This window comes from Pseudoxanthomonas mexicana (assembly GCF_046736355.1).
GTDB classification, from domain to species: Bacteria; Pseudomonadota; Gammaproteobacteria; order Xanthomonadales; family Xanthomonadaceae; genus Pseudoxanthomonas_A; species Pseudoxanthomonas_A mexicana_B.
Genome location: NZ_CP157201.1, coordinates 1473335 through 1497154 on the forward strand (window position 1 = coordinate 1473335; position 23820 = coordinate 1497154).

The window sequence follows — 23820 nt, forward strand, 5'->3', positions numbered from 1 at the left end:
GGATCGTGTCGGGGCCGCGCATGCGGCCCCGCGCGTATCCGGGCCGTACATCCGCCCGCGTAGGGCGCATGCGAATCAAGACTAGAGCTATCAGGAGTCCTCTATGAGCCGGCGTCGCGTCGTCGTTACGGGTATGGGTCTGGTGTCGCCGCTGGGCAACGACCTGGCCAGCAGCTGGGATGGCATCGTCAACGGCCGCTCGGGCATCGGCCCGGTCGCCCGGTTCGACGCTTCTTCCTACGCCACGCAGATCGCGGGCGAGATCCGCGGCTTCGATCCTTCCGCCTTCGTCTCGGCCAAGGACGCCAAGAAGATGGATCCGTTCATCCACTACGGCATCGCCGCCTCGTTCATGGCGCTGGACGACGCCGGGCTGGAGATCACCGAGGCCAATGCCGAGCGCATCGGCGCGATCGTCGGCTCGGGCATCGGCGGCATCCACGGCATCGAGGAGCAGACCCTGCGGCTGGCCGAGGGCGGCCCGCGCAAGGTCTCGCCGTTCTACGTCCCCAGCACCATCATCAACATGCTGCCCGGGCAGCTGTCGATCCTGAAGGGCATCAAGGGGCCGAACTTCTCGGTGGTGTCGGCCTGCGCCACCTCCAACCATTCCATCGGCGTGGCCATGCGCACCATCCAGTACGGCGACGCCGACGTGATGGTGGCCGGCGGCGCCGAGCTGGGTTCCTCGCCGACCTCGATGGCCGGCTTCTGCTCGATGAAGGCCATGTCCACCCGCAACGACGCGCCGGCAAAGGCCTCGCGCCCGTGGGACAAGGACCGCGACGGCTTCGTGCTGGGCGACGGCGCCGGCGTGCTGATCCTCGAGGAATACGAGCACGCCAAGGCGCGCGGCGCGCGCATCTACGCCGAGCTGGCCGGTTTCGGCGCCAGTTCCGATGCCCACCACATGACCGCGCCGAGCGAGAACGGCGAAGGCCCGGCGCGCTGCCTGGTGTCGGCGCTGAAGGACGCCGGCCTCAATCCCGAGCAGGTCGAGTACCTCAACGCGCACGGCACTTCCACGCCGCAGGGCGACCTGGCCGAGACCCTGGCCATCAAGCGCGCGCTGGGCGATCACGCCTATCGGCTCATGGTCAGCTCGACCAAGTCGATGACCGGCCACCTGCTGGGCGCGGCCGGCGGCGCCGAGGCGATCTTCTCGGTGCTGGCGCTGCACCACGGCATCGTCCCGCCGACCATCAACCTGGACGAACCGGGCGAGGGTTGCGATCTGGACTACGTGCCGCACACCGCGCGCGAGAAGAAGATCGACGTGGCGGTGTCCAACGGCTTCGGCTTCGGCGGCACCAACGGCACGCTGGTGTTCAGGCGGATCTGACGACGCTGCCTTCTCCCTGCAGGAGAAGGTGGCGCGCAGCGCCGGACGAGGGTGTGGCGGCATCATCGATGCCCGAAGCCCGCATTTCCTCCGCACCCTCTCCCCAACCCCTCTCCCGGCGGGAGAGGGGAGGAACCCCATGATCGAGACCCGCGCCCTCCCGTCCGACATCGACCTGCTGGCATTGCACCGGCGGGATCCGCGGCGCTATCCGTTGCTGCTGGAATCGGCGGCCTCGGGCACCGCGCAGGGACGCTGGGATCTGCTGCTGGTGGCCGATGGCCAAGGCCTGCGGCTGGATGCAGACGGCATCACCCGCACGCTGCGCGGGGAAGCGGAGCAGGGCGGTTTCCTGGAGGCGCTGGATCGCCACTGGCGCGCGCATGCGATCGCGCGCGAGGAACCGCGCTGGCCGTTCCGCGGCGGCTGGGCGCTGCTGCTGGACTACGAACTGGCCGGACAGATCGAGCCGGTGCTGGCGTTGCCTGCCGCCGGTGCGCGGCGGCCGCACGCGCTGGCGCTGCGTTGTCCGGCGGCGGTGCTGCGCGACCGCAACAGCGGCGACTGCGTGATGCTGGCCGAGGCCGGCCACGCGGGTCTGCTGGATGCCTTGCAGGCCGATGCCGCCCACGCCGCCGCGCTGCCGCCGCTGCCGGACTGGCGGCCACCGGCGCGCATCGACGAGGACGCGCCGCAGCGCTTCGTCGACGGCGTTGCGCGCATCCTCGACTACCTGGCCGCCGGCGACATCTTCCAGGTCAACCTGTCGCGCGAATGGCGCGCGCGCTTCGATGCGCCGCTGGATCCGGCCGCGCTGTACGCGCGCCTGCGCAGGAGCAATCCGGCGCCGTTCGCCGGCCTGTTCGCCGGCGACGGCTGGGCGGTGGCCAGTTCCTCGCCGGAGCGGCTGGTGTCGGTGCGCGGCGAGGTGGTCGAGACACGTCCGATCGCCGGCACCCGCCCGCGCTTTCCCGGCGACGACGACGCCATGCGCATCCGCGAGCTGGTCGGCCATCCGAAGGAGCGCGCCGAGCACGTGATGCTGATCGACCTGGAGCGCAACGACCTGGGCCGCGTCTGCACGCCCGGCAGCGTGCAGGTGGACGAACTGATGACGGTGGAGAGCTACGCCCACGTCCACCACATCGTCAGCAACGTGCGCGGCCACCTGCGCGCCGGCACGACGCCGGGCGAGGTCATCCGCGCGACCTTCCCGGGCGGCACCATCACCGGCTGTCCCAAGGTGCGCTGCATGCAGATCATCGCCGAGCTGGAGCGGGCCGCGCGCGGCGCCTATACTGGCGCGTTCGGCTGGCTCAACCGCGACGGCGATCTCGATCTCAACATCCTGATCCGCAGCGCCGAGATCCTGCCCGACGGCGACGGCAGCGAGGTCCGCTTCCGCACCGGCGCCGGCATCGTCGCCGATTCGGATCCTGTGAAGGAACTGGACGAGACCCGCGCCAAGGCGCGCGGGTTGCTGAAGGCGCTGGAAGGCTGACTGGCGCATATCGGAATCCCAGGAGTCTTCCCTCTCCCCGCACGCGGGGGAGAGGGGGCAGGCCATGCATTCGGAGCGGACCGAAGGAAGCCGCTGAGACGACGACCGGGTATCCTGCCCGGCCGGAACCGCAGATCGAGGGACCCGTGGCATCAGGTTGCAGGCGCGTCGCGCGCTTCATCGTCATCGTCGCCGTGCTGGCCGTCGTGCTGCTGGCGGGCGCCGGCTTCTGGGGCTGGCAGCGCTACCAAGCGTTCGCCGATCGGCCGCTGCAAGGGCTGGGCGAGGACGCCACGCTGGAAGTGGCGCGCGGCGATTCGTTCGCCGGCGTGCTGCGCAAGCTGCGCGCGCAGGGCGTGAGCGACGGCCACGATCTGGAATGGCGCACGCTTGCGCGCCGCACCGGCACCGACGCCCAGCTCAAGGTCGGCGAATACGCGCTGCCGCAGGGCATCACCCCGCGCCGGCTGATGGACGACATGCGCCAGGGCCGGGTCATCCACTACCGCTTCACCCTGGTGGAAGGCTGGAACATCCGCCAGCTGCGCGCCGCCCTGCGCGCCGCCACGCCGCTGAGGCAGGAGACGGCGGAACTGGACGATGCCGCGCTGATGGCCGCACTGGGCCATCCCGGCCAGCATCCGGAAGGCCGCTTCCTGCCCGAGACTTATCTCTACTCGCGCAGTGACAGCGATCGCGACGTGCTGGCGCGCGCCCACGCGGCGATGGAGAAGGCGCTGGCCGAGGCCTGGGACGCGCGCGCGCCGGACGTGCCGCTGCAATCGGCCGAGCAGGCGCTGATCCTGGCCTCCATCATCGAGAAGGAGACCGGCATCGCCGGGGAGCGCCCGGCCATCGCCGGCGTGTTCGCGCGTCGGTTGAGGATCGGCATGCCGCTGCAGACCGATCCGACCGTCATCTACGGCATCGGCAGCAGCTACGACGGCAACATCCGCCGCCGCGACCTGACCACCGATACGCCCTACAACACCTACACCCGCCGCGGCCTGACGCCGACGCCGATCGCCATGCCCGGCCGCGACGCGCTGCGCGCGGCGGTCAATCCGCAGGACGGCGACGCGCTGTACTTCGTCGCGGTCGGCGACGGCAGCGGCCGGCACGTGTTCTCGGCCACGCTGGCCGAGCACAACGCCGCGGTGGCGCGCTACCTGGCCACCCGCCGGCGCACGCTGCAGGCGCGGGAGACGGAGCCGGCCACGCCATGACCCGCGCCGTGCTGACCCATCCGCGCCTGGTCTCGCTGGAAGGCGGCGAGGGTGCGGGCAAGACCACCGCCATCGCCGCGATCCGCGCGTGCCTGCAGGCGCGCGGCCACGAGGTCGTGCTGACCCGCGAACCCGGCGGCACGCCGCTGGCCGAACGCATCCGCGATCTGCTGCTCGACCCGCGCGGCGAGAAGCTGGAGGCGGAGACCGAACTGCTGCTGATGTTCGCCGCGCGCGCGCAGCACGTGCGCCAGGTGGTGCGCCCGGCGCTGCAACGCGGCGCGTACGTGGTCAGCGATCGCTTCACCGATTCCAGCTACGCCTACCAGGGCCACGGGCGCGGCCTGGACGCGGAGTGGATCGCCGAACTGGAGCGGCGCGCGGTCGGCCTCAAGCCTGGCCTGACCCTGCTGCTGGATCTGGACGTGCGCGAAGGCCGCGCGCGCATCAGCGGCCGCGACCTGTGGCCGGATCGCATCGAGCGCGAGCAGGACGATTTCTTCGAGCGCGTGCGCGCCGGTTTCCGCCAGCGCGCGGCGGCCGAGCCGGAGCGCTTCCGCGTCGTCGACGCGGGCCGCCCACCGGCCGAGGTCGGCGCGGCGGTGGACGCGGCACTGGCCGCGTGGCTGGACGGGCAGGCATGAGCGCCGCCGGATTCTCGCCCTGGCAGCAGCGCGCCTACGACCAGGCGGTGGCCGCGCTGGACGCCGGCCGCCTGGGCCACGGCCTGCTGATCTGCGGCCCGCAGGGGCTGGGCAAGCGCGCGATGGCGCAGCGGCTGGCGCAGCACGTGCTCGAGGGCGGGCGCCCCGCCGGCGAGGGCCGCACCGCGCAGTTGCTGGCGGCCGGCACCCATCCGGACTTCCAGCTCGTCTCCTTCATCCCCAACCGCACCGGCGACAAGCTGCGCACCGAGATCGTCATCGAGCAGGTCCGCGAGGTGTCGCAGAAGCTCGCGCTGACGCCGCAGTACGGCGCCGCGCAGGTCGTCGTCATCGACCCGGCCGACGCGATCAACCGCGCCGCCTGCAACGCGCTGCTGAAGACGCTGGAGGAACCGGCGCCGGGCCGCTACCTGTGGCTGATCAGCGCGCAGCCACAGCGGCTGCCGGCGACCATCCGCAGCCGCTGCCAGCGGCTGGAATTCCGGCTGCCGCCGCGCGCCGAGGCGCTGGACTGGCTGCGCCGGCAGGGCCACGACGCGGCCGAGGCCGCCGAGGCGCTGGACGCCGCGCGCGGCCATCCCGGCCTGGCCGATGCCTGGCTGCGCGAGGACGGCCTGGCGCTGCGCCGCGCCATCGCGCGCGACCTGGCGCGGCTGGAGCAGGGCGAGGCCGGCGTGCTGGAAACCGCGCAGCGCTGGTCCGACGAACACGCCGACGCGCGCCTGGCGCACGCCGCCGACTGGGTGCTGGCGCAGGCCGGCGCCGGCTTGACCGACGCGGCGCGATTGCACAAGCTCGCGACGTGGTTCGACGCCGCCAATCGCACCCGCGATCTGCTGCGCACCACGGTGCGCGCCGATCTGGCGATGGTGGAACTGCTGCGGGCCTGGGCCGGCCCGGATCGCCAGCGCGCCGCGCATGCTTCACGCCAATCACAGGAGAGTCGGGAATGAGTGCAGCCGGAGGACGCCAGGGCATCCTGTCGCTGGCAGTCAAGGACAAGGCCGGGCTTTACAACGCCTACATGCCGTTCATCAAGGGCGGCGGCGTGTTCGTGCCCACGCCCAAGCGCTATTTCCTCGGCGACGAGGTGTTCCTGCTGCTGACCCTGCCCGAATCCAGCGAGCGCCTGCCGGTGGCCGGCAAGGTGGTCTGGGTCACGCCCGTCGGCGCGCAGGGCGCGCGCATCGCCGGCATCGGCGTGCAGTTCGCCGACACCACCGAGGGCGAGGCGATCAAGAACCGCATCGAGACGATGCTGGCCGGCACGCTCAACGCCGAAAAGCCGACCAGCACGATGTAGCGGCGTCCAATCCCGTTGCGGCGGCGCGCGAGCGGGCACGCCCAACCCGGCCTGTGCGATGTAATAGTCTCCGCGCACCCGCCTGATTATGGTGCTGGCGGTTCAAGACGACGCGCCGCCAGATGGGACACGACCACAGCCACGCCCCGAGCGAAATCCGCCATGAGAAGCCGCTGTGGTGGGCGCTCGGGCTGACCGCGACCTTCCTGCTGGCCGAGGTCGTCGGCGCCTTCCTGACCAACAGCCTGGCGCTGCTGTCCGACGCGGCGCACATGGCCACCGACACGCTGGCGCTGACGGTCGCGCTGGTGGCGGTGCGGCTGAGCCGGCGCCCGCCGGACGCGCGGCGCACCTACGGCTACGCGCGGATGGAGGCGATCGGCGCGGTGATCAATGGCGGGCTGCTGTTCGTGGTGGCCGGCTACATCCTGTGGGAGGCGGCGCAGCGCTTCCGCCAGCCGCCCGAGGTGGCTTCGACCGGGATGCTGGCCATCGCCGCGCTGGGATTGATCATCAACCTGATCTCGATGCGCCTGCTCAAGGCCGGCGCCGGCGAGAACCTCAACATGAAGGGCGCCTACCTGGAAGTGTGGAGCGACATGCTCGGCTCGGTGGCGGTCATCATCGGCGCCGTCACGATACGCCTCACCGGCTGGCAGATCGTCGATCCGATCCTGGCGGTGCTGATCGGCCTGTGGGTGCTGCCGCGCACCTGGATCCTGCTGCGCGAGGCGTTCAACGTGCTGATGGAGGGCGTGCCGAAGGGCATCGACCTGGCGCGCGTGCGCCAGGCCATGCAGCGGACGCCCGGGGTACGCGACATCCACGATCTGCACGTGTGGGCGCTGGGCTCCAGCACGCCGGCGCTGACCGCGCACGTGGTGGCGGAAGGCGGCGTCGATGCGGATGCGCTGCGCGTGGCGCTGTCGAGGCGGCTGGAGGAGGAATTCGCCATCCACCACAGCACCTTGCAGATGGAATCCGGCCATTGCGGCGCGGCATCGTGCGCGGAAGGAACCCGGCACGCGCATGCGGGCCATGACCACGATCATGGCCATTCCCATACGCATCGACACTAGGATCCCCCGGGCATCTCCAGCCCGTCATTCCCGCGTTTGCCCTCAATGGCTTGAAGAGGCCGGCTTGTGCCGGAACGACGGGGCCATGTATCGCCGGCAATGCCTGGCCCGGTGACGGAAACGCCGCCCTCGGGCGGCGTCCTGCCTTCGATGCATCGCTATTGCGTCGGCTGCCGCAGCACCGCCATGTCCCAGCCCGGGCGCGGCGCGAAGCGATCGCCGTAGCGGCCCTGCAGCGTGCGCAGGCGCTCGACCAGCGCGTCGGCGCCGGTGGCCTGGATGTGGGCGATGGGACCGCCGCGGAACGGCGCGAAGCCGGTGCCGAAGATCACGCCGGCATCGAGCAGGTCCGCGTCGGCGACCACGCCGTCGTGCAGGCAGGCCACCGCCTCGTTGAGCAGCGGCAGGATCAGGCGGTCCTCCAGGTCGGCCGGCGCCTGGTAGTTCTCCGGCGCCGGCGGCTTGACCGCCTTGCCGTTCTCCCATTTGTACAGGCCCTGGCCGTCCTTCTTGCCGCGCTTGCCCGGCTCGACCGCGCTCAGCGCCGCCGGAACCTGCAGGCCGAGGAACGGCGCCAGCTCGGCCCCGACGCCCTGCGCCACGTCCAGGCCGACCGTGTCGATCAGCTCGATCGGCCCCATCGGCATGCCGAACTTCACCGCCGTCTTGTCGATCACCGCGCCGGGGATGCCCTCGGCGTAGGCGGTGGCGGCCTCCAGCATGTAGGGAAACAGCACGCGGTTGACCAGGAAGCCCGGCGTGCCGGCCACCGGCACCGGGAACTTGTCCAGCGCCTTGCAGAACGCGGCCAGGCGCTTGACCGTGGCCTCGTCCAGGCGATCGTGCTGGACGATCTCCACCAGCGGCATCATCGCCACCGGGTTGAAGTAGTGCAGGCCGGCGAACTGCGCCGGACGGGCGATGTGCTCGCGCAGTTCGTCCAGCGGAATCGACGAGGTGTTGCTGGTCAGCAGCGCGTCCGGCTTCATCCGCGGCTCGACGGCCTGGTACAGCTCGCGCTTGGCCTCTGGGTTCTCGATGATCGCCTCGATCACCAGATCCGCCTGCGCGGCGCCGGCGCCTTCCAGGTCGCCCTTCAGCCGCGCCGCCACCGCCGGCCGCTTGCCCTCGTCCCTGACCTTCTTGGCGAACAGTTCCTGCGCGCGGCCCAGTGCGCCGTCGACGAAGCGCTGCTCGCGATCCTGCAAGGTCACCTCGAAGCCCTTGTAGGCCGACCACGCGGCGATGTCGCCGCCCATCACGCCGGCGCCGATCACGTGCACGTGCGCGATGCCGTGATCCTTGCCGCCCAGCCCCTTGAGCCGCTCGGTCAGGAAGAAGATGCGCACCAGGTTGCGCGCGGTCGGCGTGGAGGCCAGCTTGACCACCGCCTTGCGCTCGGCGTCGAGCCGGCCCTGGATGCCCTTGCCGCCGGCGTTCTTCCACGCGTTGATCAGCGCGTACGGCGCCGGGTAGTGCTCCTTGCGCGCCTTGCGGGACACCTGCTTGACCATCTGCGGCGCCAGCAGCTGCCGTGCCGGCCAGGTGTTGGTCAGCCATCCGGTCAGCCGCTGCTTGAACGGGCGCGTCGTGCCGGACTGGACCAGCGCCACCGCCGCGTCCTCCAGCACCGCCTTGTCCACTACCTTGTCGACCAGGCCGAGGTTGCGCGCGGCCGAGGCCGACAGCGTGCGCCCGGTCAGCATCAGGTCCATCGCCGCTGGCGCGCCGATCAGCCGCGGCAGCCGCGCGCTGCCGCCCCAGCCGGGGAAGATGCCCAGCTTCACCTCGGGCAGGCCGATGCGGGTGGACGGATCGCCGGAGGCCACGCGGTAGTCGCAGGCCAGCGCGATCTCGGTGCCGCCGCCCATGCAGAAGCCGTGGATCGCCGCCACCGTCGGGCAGGGCAGGTCGGCCAGCTTCTGGAACACGCTCTGGCCGCGGCGGATGGCGTCGTTGACGGTGCCGCGGCGGTCGAATTCCTGGAACTCGGTCAGGTCGGCGCCGGCGATGAAGCCCGAGGACTTGGCCGACCGGATCACCAGTCCCTTCGGTGGTTCGATGGCCAGCCGCTCGATCACGTCGCCCAGCTCGATCAGCGCATCCTGCGAGAACGCGTTGACGCTGGCGCCCTCGCGGTCGAAGGCCAGCACGACGATGCCGTCGCCGCGCAGCTCGGTTTTCCAGTGGCTGAATCGCAGCCCATCGAAGTTTGCGGTCATGCAGGGACCATCCGTTCACGTATGGACAAGGCCGCTATCATCCCGAGGTTGTTTAACCCGCGTCAAATCCATATATCGGCGGGAAGGGCGTGACCAGCGGCACCGGCGATGTTCCGGTGGAGCGGGTTAAATTCCTGATAGCGCAGCGGTTTGGCGACACCGCTGAACTTTTTTCCGCCCAGGCGGTCACAGTGCCCGGCAATGACCGGGCCGACAGGAGTGCGGCCCGGCATGGCCGGAACAGACCCAACACAGGAGCTGGACATCGAGCTGGTCAGGCGCGTGCAGCGCGGCGACAGTGCGGCCTTCGATCTGCTGGTGCGCAAGTACCAGCACCGGGTGGTGGCCTTGATCGGGCGCTACGTGCACGACTGGAGCGAATGCCAGGACGTGGCCCAGGAAACCTTCCTGCGCGCCTATCGCGCGCTGGGCAATTTCCGCGGCGATGCCCAGTTCTACACCTGGTTGCACCGGATAGCCGTGAACACCGCCAAGAACCATCTCGTCGCCCACAACCGCCGCCCGCCGACCGACGACGTCGACGCCGCCGATGCCGAGCAGTACGACGCCGGCAGCCGCCTGCGCGATACCGACACGCCCGAGCGCGAGCTGATGCGCCAGGAACTGGAGCGCACGGTGATGAAGGCGGTGGACGGCCTGCCGGAGGAACTGCGCACCGCCATCACCCTGCGCGAGGTGGAGGGGCTGAGCTACGAGGACATCGCGCAGAAGATGGACTGCCCGATCGGCACGGTGCGCTCGCGCATCTTCCGCGCGCGCGAGGCCATCGACGCGCAGCTGCGCCCCCTGCTCGACATCGACAGCGCCACCCGGGAGCGGGTCCGCCCATGAACCACGAAACCGACAAGCTCGAACAGCACCACCTCCTGCAGCTCTCCGCGCTGATGGACGGCGAACTGCCGCCGGATCAGGCGCGCTTCCTGCTGCGCCGGCTGGAGCACGACGAGGAATTGGCCGGCTGCTGGGATCGCTGGCAGTTGTGCGGCGAGATCCTGCGCGGCCAGGCGCAGGCGACGGCGCCGGCCGGCTTTCCCGGCGCGTCGCGCTGGCGGTGGCGGCGGAAAAGACGTCTGCTTCCACCCGCTTGCCGGCTGTGGCCGCCAACGACGCCTCGGTCGGCAGCCGCCACCGGCTGGCGCGCTGGGGCGGCGGCGCGCTGGCCGCGTCGATGGCGCTGGTGGCGCTGTTCATGGCGCGCTACCAGGCGGTCGACGAATCGGCGCCGGCCGCTTCCGCGGTGGCGGCGCAGTCTTCCGCGCCATCGCCGGCGCCGGCCGAACCGACCGTCACCAGCGCCGATGCCGCAGGCCTGGTGGTCGTGGCCACGGTGGCGAGCGCGCCGCTGCGGACCGAATCGCCGCGCCGCAGCGCCACCCGCACCCGGCAGGCCGCGCGTGCCACGGCCGCCGCCCGCGCCGAGCGCGAACCGGTCCGCGTCGCCGCCGCATCGGCCCTGCCGCCGGTGCCGCCGCCGTCCGCGCCGGTGCTGGCGGCGCAGGCGCAGCCCCTGCCGTCCACCAGCCCTTTCCTGCCGCCGGCGGACGAGACGCCGGCCGCGCGCCCGTGGCCGCGCTCGTCGCTGCCGCAATACCCGGCCACCGGCATGTTCAGCGCCGGGCTGTCCAGCAGCCAGGCGGGCCGCAGCTTCTATCCGTTCGAGCCGCGCCTGTCGTCGCCGCCGCCGGCCGAAACGGCGGAACCATCCCGGCAGGAGTGATCCTGCTGGCCGCGACGGCGGCATCCTTGTTGACGTTCACTTGATCGAGGCCTGTTTTCGATGACCCTCCGTGTCCACAAGCCCCTGCTTTTCCTGTTGTTCCTGACCACCCCGCTGGTCGCCTGCGCGCGCGCGCCGGAAGGCGCGGCGCCGTCGCCCGCGCTGGCCGCGCCGACCGTGGCGCAGTCGCCGGCGCCGCAGCTGGTGACCGGACTGCCGGACTTCACCGCGCTGGTCGAGCAGGTCGGGCCGGGCGTGGTCAACATCGAGGCGCGCACGGGCGCGCGGCAGGCATCGCGCACGCAGGTGCCGGAGCAGGATGAGATTCCCGAGATCTTCCGGCGCATGCTGCCGCCCGGATTCCAGATTCCCGACCATGCGCCGCAGCAGCGACGTGGCATTTCGATGGGCTCGGGTTTCATCATCTCGGCCGACGGCTATGTGCTGACCAACCACCACGTCATCGACGGCGCCGACGAGGTCGTCGTGCGCCTGCCGGACCGCCGCGAATTCACCGCCAAGGTGGTCGGCAGCGACCAGCAGTACGACGTGGCGCTGCTGAAGATCGAGGCCAGGGATCTGCCCACCGTGCGCCTGGGCAACTCGGCGGGCCTGAAGCCGGGCCAGTGGGTGGTGGCGATCGGTTCGCCGCTGGGCCTGGACCACTCGGTCACCGCAGGCATCATCAGCGCCGTCGGCCGCAGCGCCTCGCCCGAGCAGCGCTACGTGCCCTTCATCCAGACCGACGTGGCGATCAACCGGGGCAATTCCGGCGGCCCGCTGCTGAACACCCGCGGTGAGGTGGTCGGCATCAACTCGCAGATCTTCTCGATGTCCGGCGGCTACATGGGCATCAGCTTCGCCATCCCGGTGGATCTGGCGATGGGCGCGGTCGAGCAGATCAAGAAGACCGGGCGGGTCAGCCGCGGCCAGTTGGGCGTGCAGGTCCAGCCGTTGACCGCCAGCGATGCGCGCGGCCTCAAGCTGTCCGACACGCGCGGCGCGCTGGTGGCCGAAGTCCTGGAGGACAGTCCGGCGGCCAAGGCCGGTCTCGAGCCGATGGACGTCATCACTTCCTTCAACGGCGTGGCGATCAACCAGTCCAGCGATCTGCCGCCGGTGGTCGGCGCCCTGCCGCCGGGCACGCGCGCCAAGGTCACCGTGCTGCGCGACGGCAAGCCGCGCGAGTTCACCGTCACCTTGTCCGAGTTGCAGGAGGATCCGGCGCTGGCGGCATCGTCCGGTCCTTCGACCGCGCCGGGCGCGCCTCCGGCCGCGGCCGGAAGCAATCCGCTGGGCATCGTCTCGCAGGAAATCGACGCCAATACGCGGCGCCGGCTGGGATTGAAGGCCGATGAGAAAGGGGTGCTGGTCGCCCGCATCAACGGCGCTGCCACCCGGGAGGCCGGGCTCCAGCCGGGCGACGTCATCCTGCAGGTGGGGCGCCAGGCCGTCGACAGCCCGGCGGCGCTGAACCGGCAACTGGCCGGCGCCAGGTCCGGCGATACGGTGATGCTGCTGGTGCGGCGGGGCGGGGCGACGCGCTTCTTCGCGGTGACCTTGCAGGACGAGTGAAGCAAGCCGCGCCGACGGTGCGCCGTCGCCCCCGTGCGGGGCAGCGCGCGCCGGCCTGCGGAGGCCGCGGAGCCTTCCCGCGCCCTGGCGGCGACGGAGCGGGAGCTGCCGGCCGCGTCGTGCGATAATGTCGCGTTAATCCCGACTTTCCTGACGACGGCCTCGCCGCCGCCCCCCATGCCCGCCGATTCCATGCGGAACATCCGCAACTTCTCCATCATCGCCCACGTCGACCACGGCAAGTCCACCCTGGCCGATCGGATCATCCAGCTCTGCGGCGGCCTCGAGGCCCGCGAGATGGAGGCGCAGGTGCTCGACTCCAATCCGATCGAGCGCGAGCGCGGCATCACCATCAAGGCCCAGTCCGTGTCGCTGCCGTACAAGGCCAAGGACGGGCAGGTCTACCAGCTCAACTTCATCGACACCCCCGGCCACGTCGACTTCTCCTACGAGGTCAGCCGCTCGCTGGCCGCCTGCGAGGGCGCGCTGCTGGTGGTCGACGCCGCCCAGGGCGTGGAGGCGCAGTCGGTGGCCAACTGCTACACCGCGGTGGAGCAGGGCCTGGAAGTGGTGCCGGTGCTCAACAAGATCGACCTGCCGACCGCCGACATCGAGCGCGCCAAGGCCGAGATCGAGGCGGTCATCGGCATCGACGCCGAGGACGCGGTGGCGGTCAGCGCCAAGACCGGCCTGAACGTGGACCTGGTGCTGGAGGCGATCGTCCAGCGCATCCCGCCGCCGCGGCCGCGCGACACCGACAAGCTGCAGGCGCTGATCATCGATTCCTGGTTCGACAACTACCTCGGCGTGGTCTCGCTGGTGCGGGTGATGCAGGGCGAGATCGCGCCTAAGAACAAGATCCTGGTGATGTCCACCGGCCGCGTCCACGAGGTCGACAAGGTCGGCGTGTTCACCCCCAAGCGCAAGGAAATGAAGAAGCTCGGCGCCGGCGAGGTGGGCTGGATCACCGCCAGCATCAAGGACGTGCACGGCGCGCCGGTCGGCGACACCCTGACCCTGGCCGGCGATCCGGCGCCGGGGCCGCTGCCGGGCTTCCAGGAGATGCAGCCGCGCGTGTTCGCCGGCCTGTTCCCGGTCAACGCCGAGGACTACCCGGCGCTGCGCGAGGCGCTGGAAAAGCTGCGCCTGAACGACGCCGCGCTGCGCTTCGAGCCGGAAAGCTCGGAGGCGATGGGCTTCGGCTTCCGCTGCGGCTTCCTCGGCATGCTGCACATGGAGATCGTGCAGGAGCGGCTGGAACGCGAGTACGACCTGGACCTCATCACCACCGCGCCGACCGTGGTCTACGAGGTGCTGAAGACCGACGGCAGCGTGATCTCGCTGGACAACCCGGCCAAGCTGCCGCAGTCCAACCTGATCGAGGAGGTGCGCGAGCCGATCATCCGTGCCAACATCCTCACTCCCGAAGCCTACATCGGCGCCATCATCAAGCTGTGCGAGGAAAAGCGCGGCGTGCAGATCGGCATCCAGTACCTGGCCAGCCAGGTGCAGATCAGCTACGAGCTGCCGATGGCCGAGGTGGTGCTGGACTTCTTCGACAAGCTCAAGTCGGTCAGCCGCGGCTACGCCTCGCTGGACTACTCGTTCCTGCGCTTCCAGCCCGGCCCGTTCGTGCGCCTGGACACCCTGATCAACGGCGACAAGGTCGACGCGCTGAGCCTGATCGTGCACCGCAGCCACGCCGATCGTCGCGGCCGCGAGCTGACCGAGAAGATGCGCGAACTGATCCCGCGGCAGATGTTCGACGTGGCCATCCAGGCCGCGGTCGGCTCGCAGATCATCGCCCGCTCCACGGTCAAGGCGATGCGCAAGAACGTGCTGGCCAAGTGCTATGGTGGCGACATCAGCCGCAAGAAGAAGCTTCTGGAAAAGCAGAAGGAAGGCAAGAAGCGCATGAAGCAGGTCGGCCGCGTGGAGATCCCGCAGGAGGCCTTCCTGGCGGTGTTGCAGGTGGACAGCAAGTGATGCCGGGAATGGGGAATAGGGAATGGGGAATCGGTAGAGCGACCACCGTGTCCTGCCTTTGTTTCCGCTCCTCCCATTCCCCATTCTCCATTCCCTATTCCCGCTTTTAGGAATCCGTATGGTCTGGTTCGAAACAATCCTCGTCGTGCTGACCCTGCTGAGCGGCGCGATCTGGCTGGGCGACAAGCTGTTCTTCGCCAGGCGCCGCGCCGCGCGCGGCGGGCTGCTGGACGAAGAGCCGGTGCTGGTGGACTACTCGCGCGCGTTTTTCCCGGTGCTGGCCATCGTGCTGGTGCTGCGCAGCTTCGTCGCCGAGCCGTACAAGATCCCCTCCAGCTCGATGATGCCCAACCTGCTGATCGGCGACTTCATCCTGGTCAACAAGTTCGCCTACGGCCTGCGCCTGCCGATCAACAACCACAAGTTCGTGCCCATCGGCGAGCCGGCGCGCGGCGACGTGGTGGTGTTCAAGCCGCCGCACGATCCGCAGAACAACTGGATCAAGCGCGTCATCGGCCTGCCCGGCGACCGGATCGTGTTCCAGGGCAACGAGCTGACCATCAACGGCCAGAAGATCCAGTACCAGACGCTGGGCACCTATACCGGCCGCGGCGTCGCCTTCGGGCTGGACAGCGCCAGCCTGCTGGAGGAGCAGCTCCCGGGCCGCCCGCACCAGGTGCTGGAAGGCCTGGAACGCCACGTCGGCCAGGGCGAATGGCAGGTGCCGCCGGGCCACTATTTCGTCATGGGCGACAATCGTGATAATAGCGAGGACGGCCGGCTGTGGACCCAGACCCACTTCCTGCCCGAGGAAAACCTGCGCGGCAAGGCGTTCCTGATCTGGCTGAACTGCGAGGGCTGGTTCTGCAAGGGCAGCTTCGAGCCCTCGCGGATCGGCAACCGCATCCGCTGATCCGGCCTGCCGCGCCGGACGATCGCACACTCAACGGGGAACCGGGGGAAACACAATGAAGCGCAAGCAGAGCGGCATGACCTTGATCGGCTTCCTGATCGTGCTGGCGGTTGCGGGTTTTGCCGCCTACATCGGCATGAAGCTGTTCCCGATGTACCAGGAGTACTACGCGGTGCGTTCGGCGATGAAGGGGCTGGCGTCCGAACCGGGCATCGGCGACATGGATCCGTCGAAGATCCAGGATCTGTTCTTCCGCCGGCTCTACATCAACTACTCCGAGAACGTGAAGAAGTCCGACGTCAAGATCGAGCGGATGGAAGGCGGCTGGCTGATGAAGGTGAACTACGAAGTGCGCCGGCCGATGGTCGGCAACCTGGACGTGGTCGGCAAGTTCGACACCACCCAGGAACTGACGCGCAAGGGCGCGGTGCCGTAAGTTTGCTCGCGGATCGCATCGGCCACCAGTTCGCGGATGAGGGCCTGCTCGCGCAGGCCCTGACCCATCGCAGCGCCGGCGCGCCGCACAACGAAAGGCTGGAGTTCCTCGGCGACAGCGTGGTCAACCTGCTGGTGGCCGAGGCGCTGTTCGCGCGCTGGCCCAGGGCCGACGAGGGCGCGCTGACCCGCGCCCGCGCCGAACTGGTGCGCGAGGCCTCGCTGGCCGCGATCGCGCGGCAGCTGGAACTGGGCGCGCGGCTGACGATGGGGCCGGGCGAGATGAAGTCCGGCGGGCACCGCCGCGATTCCATCCTGGCCGACGCGCTGGAAGCGGTGGTCGCGGCCGTCTACCTGGATGCCGGATTCGAGGCCTGCCGCGCACGCGTGCTGCCGTGGTTCGAGGAAGCGCTGGCCGCGCTGCCGGTCGGCAAGCCGGAAAAGGATGCCAAGACGCGGCTGCAGGAATGGCTGCAGGCGCGCCAGCGCGCGCTGCCCACCTACGAGCTGATCGAGGAAAGCGGCGACGATCATGCCAAGCATTTCAAGGTCCGCTGCGCGATCGTCGATCCCTCGCTGGCCGCCGAGGGCGAGGGCACCTCGCGCCGCACCGCAGAGCAGCAGGCCGCCGCCGCCGTCATCGAAAGGTTGAACGTTTCCAGATGAACCCGTCCCCGGAACCCGTGCACCGCAGCGGCAGCGTTGCCGTCATCGGCCGTCCCAACGTCGGCAAGTCGACCCTGACCAACGCGCTGGTCGGCGCCAAGGTCAGCATCGTGTCCAGCCGGCCGCAGACCACGCGCCATCGCCTGCTCGGCATCGCCACCTTCCCGCATGGCCAGATCGCGCTGGTCGATACGCCGGGCCTGCACCGGCAGCAGGGCAAGTTCTCCGCATCGGCGATGAGCAAGGTGATGAACCGGGCGGCGCGCGGCGCGCTGGAAGGCGTGGACGCCGCGCTGATGGTGGTCGAGGCCGGGCGCTGGGACGAGGAGGACACGCTGGCCTACAAGGTGCTCGGCGACGCCGGCATCCCGGTGGTGCTGGTGGTCAACAAGGTCGATCGCCTGCGCGACAAGAGCGAACTGCTGCCGTTCCTGGCCAAGGTCAGCGAGGGACGCGAATTCGCCGCCGTGCATCCGGTGTCGGCGCTCAAGCGCAACGGCCTGGAGGCGCTGGTCAAGCAGGTGCTGGCCCTGCTGCCCGAGGCGCCGCCGATGTTCGGCGAGGACGAGATCACCGATCGCAGCGAACGCTTCCTCGCCGGCGAACTGGTGCGCGAGCAGCTGATGCGCCAGCTCGGCGCAGAGCTGCCGTATGCGACGACGGTGGAAATCGAGCGCTTCACCGAGGAGGGCGAGCTGCTGCGCATCGGCGCGGTGATCTGGGTCGAGCGCGAGAGCCAGAAAGCCATCGTCATCGGCAAGGGCGGCGCCCGGCTGAAGGACATCGGCAGCAAGGCGCGCATGCAGATGGAACGGTTGTTCGGCCGCAAGGTGTTCCTGGAGACCTGGGTGCGCGTGCGCGAGGGCTGGTCGGACGACGAGACGGCGCTGAAGGCGTTTGGGTATGAGTAGGGTTAGGGGTTAGGGGCTAGGGGCTAGAGACGAGGAAAAAGCCTTCGTCATTCCTCGCCCCTAGCCTCTAATCCCTAATCCCTAATCCCTAATCCCTAGCCCCTAACCCCTAACCCTAGCCCCTAGCCCCTAGCCCCTAGCCCCTAGCCCCCCATGCGCCTCACCGGCGAACCCGCCTTCGTCCTGCACGCGCGTCCCTGGCGCGAGACCAGCCTGCTGGTCGAGACGCTGACGCTGGGGCATGGGCGGCTGGGACTGGTCGCGCGCGGCGTGCAGGGACCGAAGAAGCACGTCCTGCGCGCGGCGCTGCAACCGATGCAGCACATCCGCCTGGACGCGCTGCTGCGCGGCGAGCTGGCGCGGCTGATTGCCGCCGAGGCGCTGGACGCCGCGCCCCGGCTGGGCGGCGAGGCCACGCTGGCGGCGTTCTACCTCAACGAACTGACCCTGCGGCTGGCGCCCAGGCAGGATCCCAGCCCGGATCTCTATGCGGCCTATGCGCGCACCCGCGCCGGACTGGCGACGGAGGGATCGCTGGCGTGGACGCTGCGGCGCTTCGAGCGGGATCTGCTCGAAGCGCTCGGGTTCGGTTTCGCCTTCGATCACGACGGCGACGGCGCGGCGATCGACCCGGCGGCGCGCTACCGGCTGGATCCCGAGCACGGCCCGCGCCGACTGCTCAGCGATCGCGGCCATGCCGACCGCAGCCGCGCCGCGACCGGCCATGCGCTGCTCGCGCTGGCGAACGACGAACGACCGGGGGCCGACGATCTGGCCAGCCTGCGGTTGCCGCTGCGCGGCGTGCTGGCCCACCACCTCGGCCCGCGCGGCCTGAAGTCCTGGGAAATGGCGGGCGAGCTGCATCGCATCGCGCGCGCGCCGGCGCGTTCATAGCGGCCCGGAGCGGGCCTCCAGACCACTGCAGACGGCGATGAAGTCCTCCAGCGCGGTCGCCGAACCGGGCGTGTCGTGCAGCCGGCCCACCGCATCGCCCAGCCGCGCCGCGCCGACGAAACCGCAACTGGCGCGCAGGCGGTGCAGGACTTCGCGCATCGCGGCGGCATCGCCGCCGGCGGCGGCATCGACGATGGCGCGCCGCATCCCCGGCAACTCGTCGAGGAACAGCTGCCGCAGCTGCAGCACGTGCTGCTGGCGTCCATGCAGCGCGCGCAGCGCGGCCTCCTCGTCCCAGTCCGGCAATCCGGGCACGGCGCCGGGCGGGGCGGGCGCTGCCGGCATTCCCAGCGCTTCCCGCACGGCCGCCAGCAGCGCCTGCGCGGCCAGCGGCTTGGCCAGCACGTCGGCGAAACCCTCGGCGCGCAAGCGCGCGTGCAGGGTGGGCGAGGTGTCGGCGGTATGGGCCAGTGCGCGCAATGCGGGATCCCGCTGCCGGGCCTGCCGCAGCAGCGCGCTGCCGCTGCCGTCGGGCAGGTTGGCGTCGATCAGCCACAGGTCGTAGTGGGACGGCCGTTCCAGCGCCGCATCGCAACTGCCGGCGATGTCCACCGAAGCGGGCAGCGTACTCAATACCGTCCCGATGAAACTGGCGCTGACGGGATCGTCCTCCACCAGCAGCAGCCTGGGTTGCCTGTCGTCCGTGTCCGGCATGGCGCGCCTCCTGTTTTTCCGGCCGCATCTTATCGCGCCGAAGGGGGATGGGGTCGCCGGCGCCGGGCATCTGCGACAATGGCGGCCCGCAACCGCACGCAGCCTTCCGCCACGTGGCACGACACCGTTCCCCCCGCATCGACAAGACGCCCTTCGAGGCGGAAATCCTGGACCTGAGCCACGATGGACGCGGCGTGGCGCGACGCGAGGGCAAGGCGGTGTTCGTCGCCGGTGCGCTGCCGGGCGAGCGGGTGATGGCCGAGCAGACGGCGAAGAACCGCCATTTCGACGAGGCGCGCACGCTGGAGGTGCTGGCCGCCTCGCCGCAGCGGGTCGTCCCGCGCTGTCTGCATTTCGGCAGCTGCGGCGGCTGCGTGCTGCAGCACCTGGACGAGTCGCGGCAGATCGAGGCCAAGCAGCAGGTGCTGCTGGACAACCTGGAGCGCATCGGCCACGTGGCGCCGGCCTCGGTGCTGCCGCCGCTGACCGATGCGAGCTGGGGCTACCGCCGCAAGGGTCGTTTCTCGGTGCGGCGGGTGGACAAGAAGGACAAGACGCTGGTCGGTTTCCGCGAGCAGGATCCGCGCTTCGTGGCGGACCTGTCGGAATGCCACACCGTGATCCCGGAGATCGGCCTGCGCATCGCCGCGCTGGCGCAACTGGTCGATGGATTGCAGGCGCGCGCGCACATCCCGCAGATCGAGTTCATCGCCGGCGATGCGGCCGACGGGTTCAGCGGCATCGCGCTGGTGGTGCGCCACCTGCAGCCGCTGGGCGATGCGGACCTGGCGGCGCTGGCCGCGTTCGCGCAGGCGCGGGACTGGGCGGTGTTCCTGCAGCCGGGCGGCCTGGAGAGCGTGCATGCCCTGTGGCCGCAGGCGCCGAAGCTGGCCTTCGCGCTGCCGCAGTGGAAGATCGAACTGCTGTTCCGTCCGCTGGACTTCATCCAGGTCAACGCCGGGCTGAACCAGAAGATGATCGCGCGAACCTTCGAACTGCTGGAACCGCAGCCGCAGGATCGCGTGCTGGATCTGTTCTGCGGACTGGGCAACTTCACCCTGCCGCTGGCGCGGCTGGCCGGCGAGGTGGTCGGCGTCGAGGGCGAAGCCGGGCTGGTGGCGCGCGCGCGCGAAAACGCCGCGCACAACGGGCTGCACAACGTGCAGTTCCATGCCGCCGACCTGACCCAGGACCAGCGCGGCACGCCGTGGATGCGGCAGGGCTTCGACAAGCTGCTGCTGGATCCGCCGCGATCGGGCGCGATCGACGTGCTGAAGCAGCTGCCGCTGAAGCAGTTCGACCGCATCGTCTACGTCAGCTGCCATCCCGGCTCGCTGGCGCGCGACGCCGCCTACCTGGTCAACGAGCAGGGCTACGCGCTCAGGTCGGCCGGAGTGATGGACATGTTCCCGCATACGGCGCACGTGGAGTCGATTGCGCTGTTCGAGAGGGGATGAGTGGCCGGGATTGGGGATTCGGGATTAGGGATTAGGGATTCGGGATTCGGGACGGGATGAGCGGCCGCGCGGTCGTCGGATGCAGAAAGAGGAATGCCGTTTCCAGCGGTCATTCCAGCTTGCGCCGGAATAATGGTCGAAGGACCTGTGGACGCTTGCTTTCCTCGTTCAGTGGAACATCCTGCAAGCCTCTAGCCTCTAGCCTCTAGCCTCTAGCCTCTAGCCTCTAGCCCCAATCCCGGCCTCCCCCATGCCCCTGGAAATCGAACGCAAATTCCTCGTCACCGGCGACGCCTGGCGCGATGCCGCGCATGAGGTCATTCCGATGGCGCAGGGTTACCTCAACGATCTCGGCGCGATGGATCGGGGCGAGCAGAAGGCATCGGTGCGCGTGCGCATCCAGGGCGAGGCAGCCTACCTGAACCTCAAGTCGCGCGAGCTCGGCCATACCCGGCAGGAATTCGACTACCGGATTCCGGTCACCGACGCGCAGGCGCTGCTGGCACTGTGCGTGGGCGGCATCGTCGACAAGCGCCGCCACCTGGTCCGCCACGAAGGCCACCTGTGGGAGGTGGACGAGTTCCTCGGCGACAACGCCGGGCTGGTGGTGGCCGAGATCGAGTTGCGCGACGCCGCCGAGCCGTTCGCCCGGCCTGCGTGGGCGGGGCGTGAAGTGACCGACGCGCCGCGCTATTACAATCTGGCCCTGGCCGCGCGCCCGTATTCGCAATGGAGCGAAGCCGAGCGCGCCGCCGCCGACATTCCCTGAGGATTTCCATGCTCGTCATTGGCATCGCCGGCACCGAACTCAGCGCGCCCGAGCGCGACTGGCTGCAGCACGACGCGGTGGCCGGCGTCATCCTGTTCACCCGCAACTTCGCCTCGCGCCAGCAGGTGACCGAGCTGTGCGCGGCGATCCGCGCCGCCGCGCCGCGGCCGCAGCTCATCTGCGTCGACCAGGAGGGCGGCCGCGTGCAGCGCTTCCGCGACGGCTACAGCGCGCTGCCGCCGCTGGAGGCATTCGGCCGCCTGCATGCGCGCGATCCGCAGGCGGCGCTGGCGCTGGCCGAGGAGCACGCCTGGCTGATGGCCAGCGAGGTGCGCGCCAGCGGCATCGACCTGAGCTTCGCGCCGGTGGTGGACCTGGCGCGCGGCAACCGCGCCATCGGCGATCGCGCCTTCGCCGCCGAGCCGCAGGTGGTGGCCGAGTTCACCCGCGCCTACGTTCGCGGCATGCACGCGGTCGGCATGCCGGCCACGCTCAAGCACTTCCCCGGCCACGGCACCGTGCTGGAGGACACGCACTTCGACGACGCGGTGGATCCGCGCCCGCTGGAGGTGCTGCGCAACGAGGACCTGGTGCCGTTCGCGGCCGGCATCGAAGCCGGTGCCGACGCGGTGATGATGGCGCACGTGGCCTACCCGGCGGTCGCGCCGGAGCCGGCCGGCTATTCGCCGTACTGGATCCAGACCGTGCTGCGCGAGGAGATGGGCTTCCGCGGCGTGGTGTTCTCCGACGACATCGGCATGGCCGCGGCGTTCTCCGCCGGCGGGGTCAAGGCGCGCATCGACGATCACCTCGACGCCGGCTGCGACGTCGTGCTGGTGTGCTCGCCCAGGCTGGTCGACGAATCGCTGAAGGCGGTCGCGGGACGCCGCTGCAACACCGCCGCGCTGCTGGGCCTGATCGGCCGCGGCGCGCTGGGCTGGGACGGCCTGCTGGCCGACCACCGCTATCACCAGGCGCAGGCGAGACTGCCGCGCCCAGAACAGGGAACCGCATAGATGTCGAACCTCGGGAATCAACGCCCCTCGCTGGCCGAGGCGCTGCCGCGCTCGGAACTGCTGCTGGACCGCGCGCAACTGGAAACCGCCATCGAGGCGATGGCCGGGCGCATCGCGCGCGACTACGCCGGCGAAGTGCCGGTCTACCTGACCATCATGCACGGCGCGCTGCCGTTCTCCGGCCTGCTGGCGCTGGCGCTGGGCGCGCATGGCGTCGATCTGGAATTCGACTACCTGCACGCCACCCGCTACCGCGGCGCGACCGAGGGCGGCGAACTGGTGTGGAAGCATCGCCCGGCCACCGCGCTGTACGGCCGCCGCGTGCTGCTGGTCGATGACATCCTCGACGAGGGCTATACCTTGCAGGCCGTGCGCCAGTGGTGCCTGGAACAGGGCGCCACCGACGTGCGCATCGCGGCGATGACGGTCAAGCGCCACGACCGTTGCATCGAAGGCGTCTGCGCCGACTACGCGGGGCTGGAAGTGCCGGACCGCTACGTGTTCGGCTTCGGCATGGACTACCACGAGCAGGGCCGCAACCTGCCCGGCGTGTATGCGTTGAAGGAAGGGGCATGAGCGGCGAGATCGCGCTGGCGGTCATCGGCGGCACCGGTGTCTACCGGTTGGCCGCATTGCAGGACGTGGAAACGCACGAGGTGGACACGCGCTTCGGTGCACCTTCCGGCCCGGTCCGGATCGGGCGGCTGGGCGAGCGCCGCGTCGCCTTCCTGGCCCGCCACGGCGAGGGCCACTCGGTGCCGCCGCACCGCATCAATTATCGCGCCAACCTGGCCGCGCTGAAGCAGCTCGGCGCCGCCCGCGTGCTGGCGCTCAACACCGTCGGCGGCATCACCGAACGCTTCGGCCCGCGCGTGCTGGCCTGCCCGGACCAGATCATCGACTACACCTGGGGCCGCATCCCGACGATCTGCGAGGAGCCGGGCGAGGAGGTGCTGCACGTGGATTTCGGCGACCCGTACACGCCGCGGCTGCGCGGCGACGTGCTGGCGGCCGCTGCGGCCGTGGGCGCGGACGTGGTCGACGGCGGCTGCTACGGCGCCACCCAGGGCCCGCGGCTGGAAACCCGCGCCGAGATCGCGCGGATGCGCCGCGACGGCTGCGACCTGGTCGGCATGACCGGCATGCCCGAGGCCGCGCTGGCGCGCGAGCTGGGGCTGGACTATGCCTGCCTGGCGATCGTCGCCAACTGGGCCGCCGGCTGCGGCGACGGGCTGGAGATCACGATGCCGGAGGTGCTGGCCAACGTCGAGGCGGCCTCGGCCGCGCTGCCGGAGCTGATCGGGGCGCTCGCGCACGGGTGATTGTCAACACGGCCCGGGATTTGCATACTCGGCGCGTGTGGCGGTCTGTCACACATCCACCCGTCAACACTCAAGGAAACGCAAGC

At 70.2% G+C, this 23820-nt stretch carries 24 protein-coding genes and 1 pseudogene; 22 read left to right on the plus strand and 3 right to left on the minus strand.

The genetic code is table 11. The features are described from left to right. Positions 1-103: 103 nt before the first annotated feature. The 7 genes from fabF (at position 104) to AAG688_RS06760 (ending at position 7116) form a co-directional block, all read left to right on the plus strand. The gene (gene fabF / locus AAG688_RS06730) at positions 104-1342 is read left to right on the plus strand and encodes a beta-ketoacyl-ACP synthase II (protein ID WP_411834583.1); all 1239 of its coding nucleotides are present in this window, start codon (positions 104-106) and stop codon (positions 1340-1342) included. Positions 1343-1481: 139 nt separating this feature from the next. Then, a complete protein-coding gene (locus AAG688_RS06735; protein WP_411834584.1) occupies positions 1482-2843 on the plus strand; it encodes an aminodeoxychorismate synthase component I in 1362 nt (453 codons plus the stop codon). A gap of 146 nt (positions 2844-2989) precedes the next feature. After that, positions 2990-4069: an endolytic transglycosylase MltG gene (gene mltG / locus AAG688_RS06740; protein WP_411834585.1), complete on the plus strand. Its 1080-nt coding sequence runs from the start codon at positions 2990-2992 to the stop codon at positions 4067-4069. Continuing rightward, the gene (tmk, locus tag AAG688_RS06745) at positions 4066-4713 is read left to right on the plus strand and encodes a dTMP kinase (protein WP_411834586.1); all 648 of its coding nucleotides are present in this window, start codon (positions 4066-4068) and stop codon (positions 4711-4713) included. The genes mltG and tmk overlap by 4 nt, the downstream gene beginning before the upstream one ends. Beyond that, positions 4710-5687: a DNA polymerase III subunit delta' gene (locus AAG688_RS06750; protein WP_411834587.1), complete on the plus strand. Its 978-nt coding sequence runs from the start codon at positions 4710-4712 to the stop codon at positions 5685-5687. The genes tmk and AAG688_RS06750 overlap by 4 nt, the downstream gene beginning before the upstream one ends. Next, complete coding sequence (locus tag AAG688_RS06755) at positions 5684-6037, plus strand: PilZ domain-containing protein (RefSeq protein ID WP_411834588.1); 354 nt, start codon at positions 5684-5686, stop codon at positions 6035-6037. The genes AAG688_RS06750 and AAG688_RS06755 overlap by 4 nt, the downstream gene beginning before the upstream one ends. Before the next feature lie 122 nt (positions 6038-6159). Continuing rightward, the gene (locus tag AAG688_RS06760) at positions 6160-7116 is read left to right on the plus strand and encodes a cation diffusion facilitator family transporter (protein ID WP_411834589.1); all 957 of its coding nucleotides are present in this window, start codon (positions 6160-6162) and stop codon (positions 7114-7116) included. A gap of 158 nt (positions 7117-7274) precedes the next feature. On the opposite strand, the gene AAG688_RS06765 is transcribed toward AAG688_RS06760, so the two are convergent. Together AAG688_RS06765 and AAG688_RS06770 are read right to left on the minus strand one after the other, a co-directional pair. Then, entirely contained in the window at positions 7275-9338 is a 2064-nt protein-coding gene (locus tag AAG688_RS06765; protein ID WP_411834590.1) for a 3-hydroxyacyl-CoA dehydrogenase NAD-binding domain-containing protein, read from the minus strand. A gap of 62 nt (positions 9339-9400) precedes the next feature. After that, positions 9401-9571 (minus strand): hypothetical protein, encoded by a 171-nt coding sequence (locus AAG688_RS06770; protein ID WP_411834591.1) that lies wholly within the window; start codon positions 9569-9571, stop codon positions 9401-9403. Between AAG688_RS06770 and rpoE the strand changes: the two genes are divergently transcribed. From rpoE to recO, 10 genes and pseudogenes are all read left to right on the plus strand, one after another. Next, the gene (gene rpoE / locus AAG688_RS06775) at positions 9570-10190 is read left to right on the plus strand and encodes an RNA polymerase sigma factor RpoE (protein ID WP_411834592.1); all 621 of its coding nucleotides are present in this window, start codon (positions 9570-9572) and stop codon (positions 10188-10190) included. The genes AAG688_RS06770 and rpoE overlap by 2 nt on opposite strands. Positions 10191-10243: 53 nt before the next feature. Beyond that, positions 10244-10312 (plus strand): annotated as a pseudogene (locus AAG688_RS06780) (hypothetical protein); the annotation flags it as partial. Between the two features lie 140 nt (positions 10313-10452). Continuing rightward, positions 10453-11076 (plus strand): hypothetical protein, encoded by a 624-nt coding sequence (locus AAG688_RS06785; RefSeq protein WP_411834593.1) that lies wholly within the window; start codon positions 10453-10455, stop codon positions 11074-11076. Between the two features lie 60 nt (positions 11077-11136). Beyond that, the gene (locus tag AAG688_RS06790) at positions 11137-12651 is read left to right on the plus strand and encodes a DegQ family serine endoprotease (RefSeq protein ID WP_411834594.1); all 1515 of its coding nucleotides are present in this window, start codon (positions 11137-11139) and stop codon (positions 12649-12651) included. A gap of 192 nt (positions 12652-12843) precedes the next feature. Then, positions 12844-14637, plus strand: coding sequence for a translation elongation factor 4 (gene lepA / locus AAG688_RS06795; RefSeq protein ID WP_411834595.1), 1794 nt, complete (start codon positions 12844-12846; stop codon positions 14635-14637). Between the two features lie 118 nt (positions 14638-14755). Beyond that, positions 14756-15550 carry a signal peptidase I gene (gene lepB / locus AAG688_RS06800; protein WP_411834596.1) on the plus strand — a complete coding sequence of 265 codons (795 nt, stop codon included), beginning with the start codon at positions 14756-14758 and terminating at the stop codon, positions 15548-15550. A gap of 55 nt (positions 15551-15605) precedes the next feature. Then, a complete protein-coding gene (locus tag AAG688_RS06805) occupies positions 15606-15986 on the plus strand; it encodes a DUF4845 domain-containing protein (protein WP_411834597.1) in 381 nt (126 codons plus the stop codon). A 2-nt stretch (positions 15987-15988) separates the two neighbouring features. Further along, positions 15989-16651: a ribonuclease III gene (gene rnc / locus AAG688_RS06810; protein WP_411834598.1), complete on the plus strand. Its 663-nt coding sequence runs from the start codon at positions 15989-15991 to the stop codon at positions 16649-16651. Beyond that, a complete protein-coding gene (gene era / locus AAG688_RS06815; protein WP_411834599.1) occupies positions 16648-17562 on the plus strand; it encodes a GTPase Era in 915 nt (304 codons plus the stop codon). The genes rnc and era overlap by 4 nt, the downstream gene beginning before the upstream one ends. Positions 17563-17715: 153 nt before the next feature. After that, positions 17716-18456 carry a DNA repair protein RecO gene (gene recO / locus AAG688_RS06820; RefSeq protein WP_411834601.1) on the plus strand — a complete coding sequence of 247 codons (741 nt, stop codon included), beginning with the start codon at positions 17716-17718 and terminating at the stop codon, positions 18454-18456. Here the strand turns inward: recO and AAG688_RS06825 are convergent. Further along, positions 18451-19170, minus strand: coding sequence for a response regulator (locus AAG688_RS06825; RefSeq protein ID WP_411834602.1), 720 nt, complete (start codon positions 19168-19170; stop codon positions 18451-18453). The two genes, recO and AAG688_RS06825, sit on opposite strands and share 6 nt — an antisense overlap. Positions 19171-19283: 113 nt before the next feature. Here AAG688_RS06825 and rlmD point away from each other — a divergent pair, with 113 nt between their 5' ends. The 5 genes from rlmD (at position 19284) to AAG688_RS06850 (ending at position 23734) form a co-directional block, all read left to right on the plus strand. After that, positions 19284-20627 carry a 23S rRNA (uracil(1939)-C(5))-methyltransferase RlmD gene (rlmD, locus tag AAG688_RS06830; RefSeq protein WP_411834603.1) on the plus strand — a complete coding sequence of 448 codons (1344 nt, stop codon included), beginning with the start codon at positions 19284-19286 and terminating at the stop codon, positions 20625-20627. 250 nt (positions 20628-20877) lie between these two features. Next, positions 20878-21396: a CYTH domain-containing protein gene (locus AAG688_RS06835; RefSeq protein ID WP_411834604.1), complete on the plus strand. Its 519-nt coding sequence runs from the start codon at positions 20878-20880 to the stop codon at positions 21394-21396. Positions 21397-21404: 8 nt separating this feature from the next. Continuing rightward, positions 21405-22412, plus strand: coding sequence for a beta-N-acetylhexosaminidase (gene nagZ / locus AAG688_RS06840; RefSeq protein ID WP_411834605.1), 1008 nt, complete (start codon positions 21405-21407; stop codon positions 22410-22412). Beyond that, on the plus strand, positions 22413-22988 hold the full coding sequence (locus tag AAG688_RS06845) for a hypoxanthine-guanine phosphoribosyltransferase (protein ID WP_411834606.1): 576 nt from the start codon (positions 22413-22415) through the stop codon (positions 22986-22988). Further along, entirely contained in the window at positions 22985-23734 is a 750-nt protein-coding gene (locus AAG688_RS06850) for an S-methyl-5'-thioinosine phosphorylase (RefSeq protein ID WP_411834607.1), read from the plus strand. Before AAG688_RS06845 ends, AAG688_RS06850 begins: the two co-directional genes overlap by 4 nt. Positions 23735-23820 lie beyond the last annotated feature (86 nt).

Coding starts and splice junctions, on each gene's coding strand:
- fabF (WP_411834583.1), top strand. CDS start 104: ATGAGCCGGCGTCGCGTCGTCGTTACGGGTATGGGTCTGGTGTCGCCG.
- AAG688_RS06735 (WP_411834584.1), top strand. CDS start 1,482: ATGATCGAGACCCGCGCCCTCCCGTCCGACATCGACCTGCTGGCATTG.
- tmk (WP_411834586.1), top strand. CDS start 4,066: ATGACCCGCGCCGTGCTGACCCATCCGCGCCTGGTCTCGCTGGAAGGC.
- AAG688_RS06750 (WP_411834587.1), top strand. CDS start 4,710: ATGAGCGCCGCCGGATTCTCGCCCTGGCAGCAGCGCGCCTACGACCAG.
- AAG688_RS06755 (WP_411834588.1), top strand. CDS start 5,684: ATGAGTGCAGCCGGAGGACGCCAGGGCATCCTGTCGCTGGCAGTCAAG.
- AAG688_RS06760 (WP_411834589.1), top strand. CDS start 6,160: ATGGGACACGACCACAGCCACGCCCCGAGCGAAATCCGCCATGAGAAG.
- AAG688_RS06765 (WP_411834590.1), bottom strand. CDS start 9,338: ATGACCGCAAACTTCGATGGGCTGCGATTCAGCCACTGGAAAACCGAG.
- rpoE (WP_411834592.1), top strand. CDS start 9,570: ATGGCCGGAACAGACCCAACACAGGAGCTGGACATCGAGCTGGTCAGG.
- AAG688_RS06770 (WP_411834591.1), bottom strand. CDS start 9,571: ATGCCGGGCCGCACTCCTGTCGGCCCGGTCATTGCCGGGCACTGTGAC.
- AAG688_RS06790 (WP_411834594.1), top strand. CDS start 11,137: ATGACCCTCCGTGTCCACAAGCCCCTGCTTTTCCTGTTGTTCCTGACC.
- lepA (WP_411834595.1), top strand. CDS start 12,844: ATGCGGAACATCCGCAACTTCTCCATCATCGCCCACGTCGACCACGGC.
- lepB (WP_411834596.1), top strand. CDS start 14,756: ATGGTCTGGTTCGAAACAATCCTCGTCGTGCTGACCCTGCTGAGCGGC.
- AAG688_RS06805 (WP_411834597.1), top strand. CDS start 15,606: ATGAAGCGCAAGCAGAGCGGCATGACCTTGATCGGCTTCCTGATCGTG.
- era (WP_411834599.1), top strand. CDS start 16,648: ATGAACCCGTCCCCGGAACCCGTGCACCGCAGCGGCAGCGTTGCCGTC.
- recO (WP_411834601.1), top strand. CDS start 17,716: ATGCGCCTCACCGGCGAACCCGCCTTCGTCCTGCACGCGCGTCCCTGG.
- AAG688_RS06825 (WP_411834602.1), bottom strand. CDS start 19,170: ATGCCGGACACGGACGACAGGCAACCCAGGCTGCTGCTGGTGGAGGAC.
- AAG688_RS06835 (WP_411834604.1), top strand. CDS start 20,878: ATGCCCCTGGAAATCGAACGCAAATTCCTCGTCACCGGCGACGCCTGG.
- nagZ (WP_411834605.1), top strand. CDS start 21,405: ATGCTCGTCATTGGCATCGCCGGCACCGAACTCAGCGCGCCCGAGCGC.
- AAG688_RS06845 (WP_411834606.1), top strand. CDS start 22,413: ATGTCGAACCTCGGGAATCAACGCCCCTCGCTGGCCGAGGCGCTGCCG.
- AAG688_RS06850 (WP_411834607.1), top strand. CDS start 22,985: ATGAGCGGCGAGATCGCGCTGGCGGTCATCGGCGGCACCGGTGTCTAC.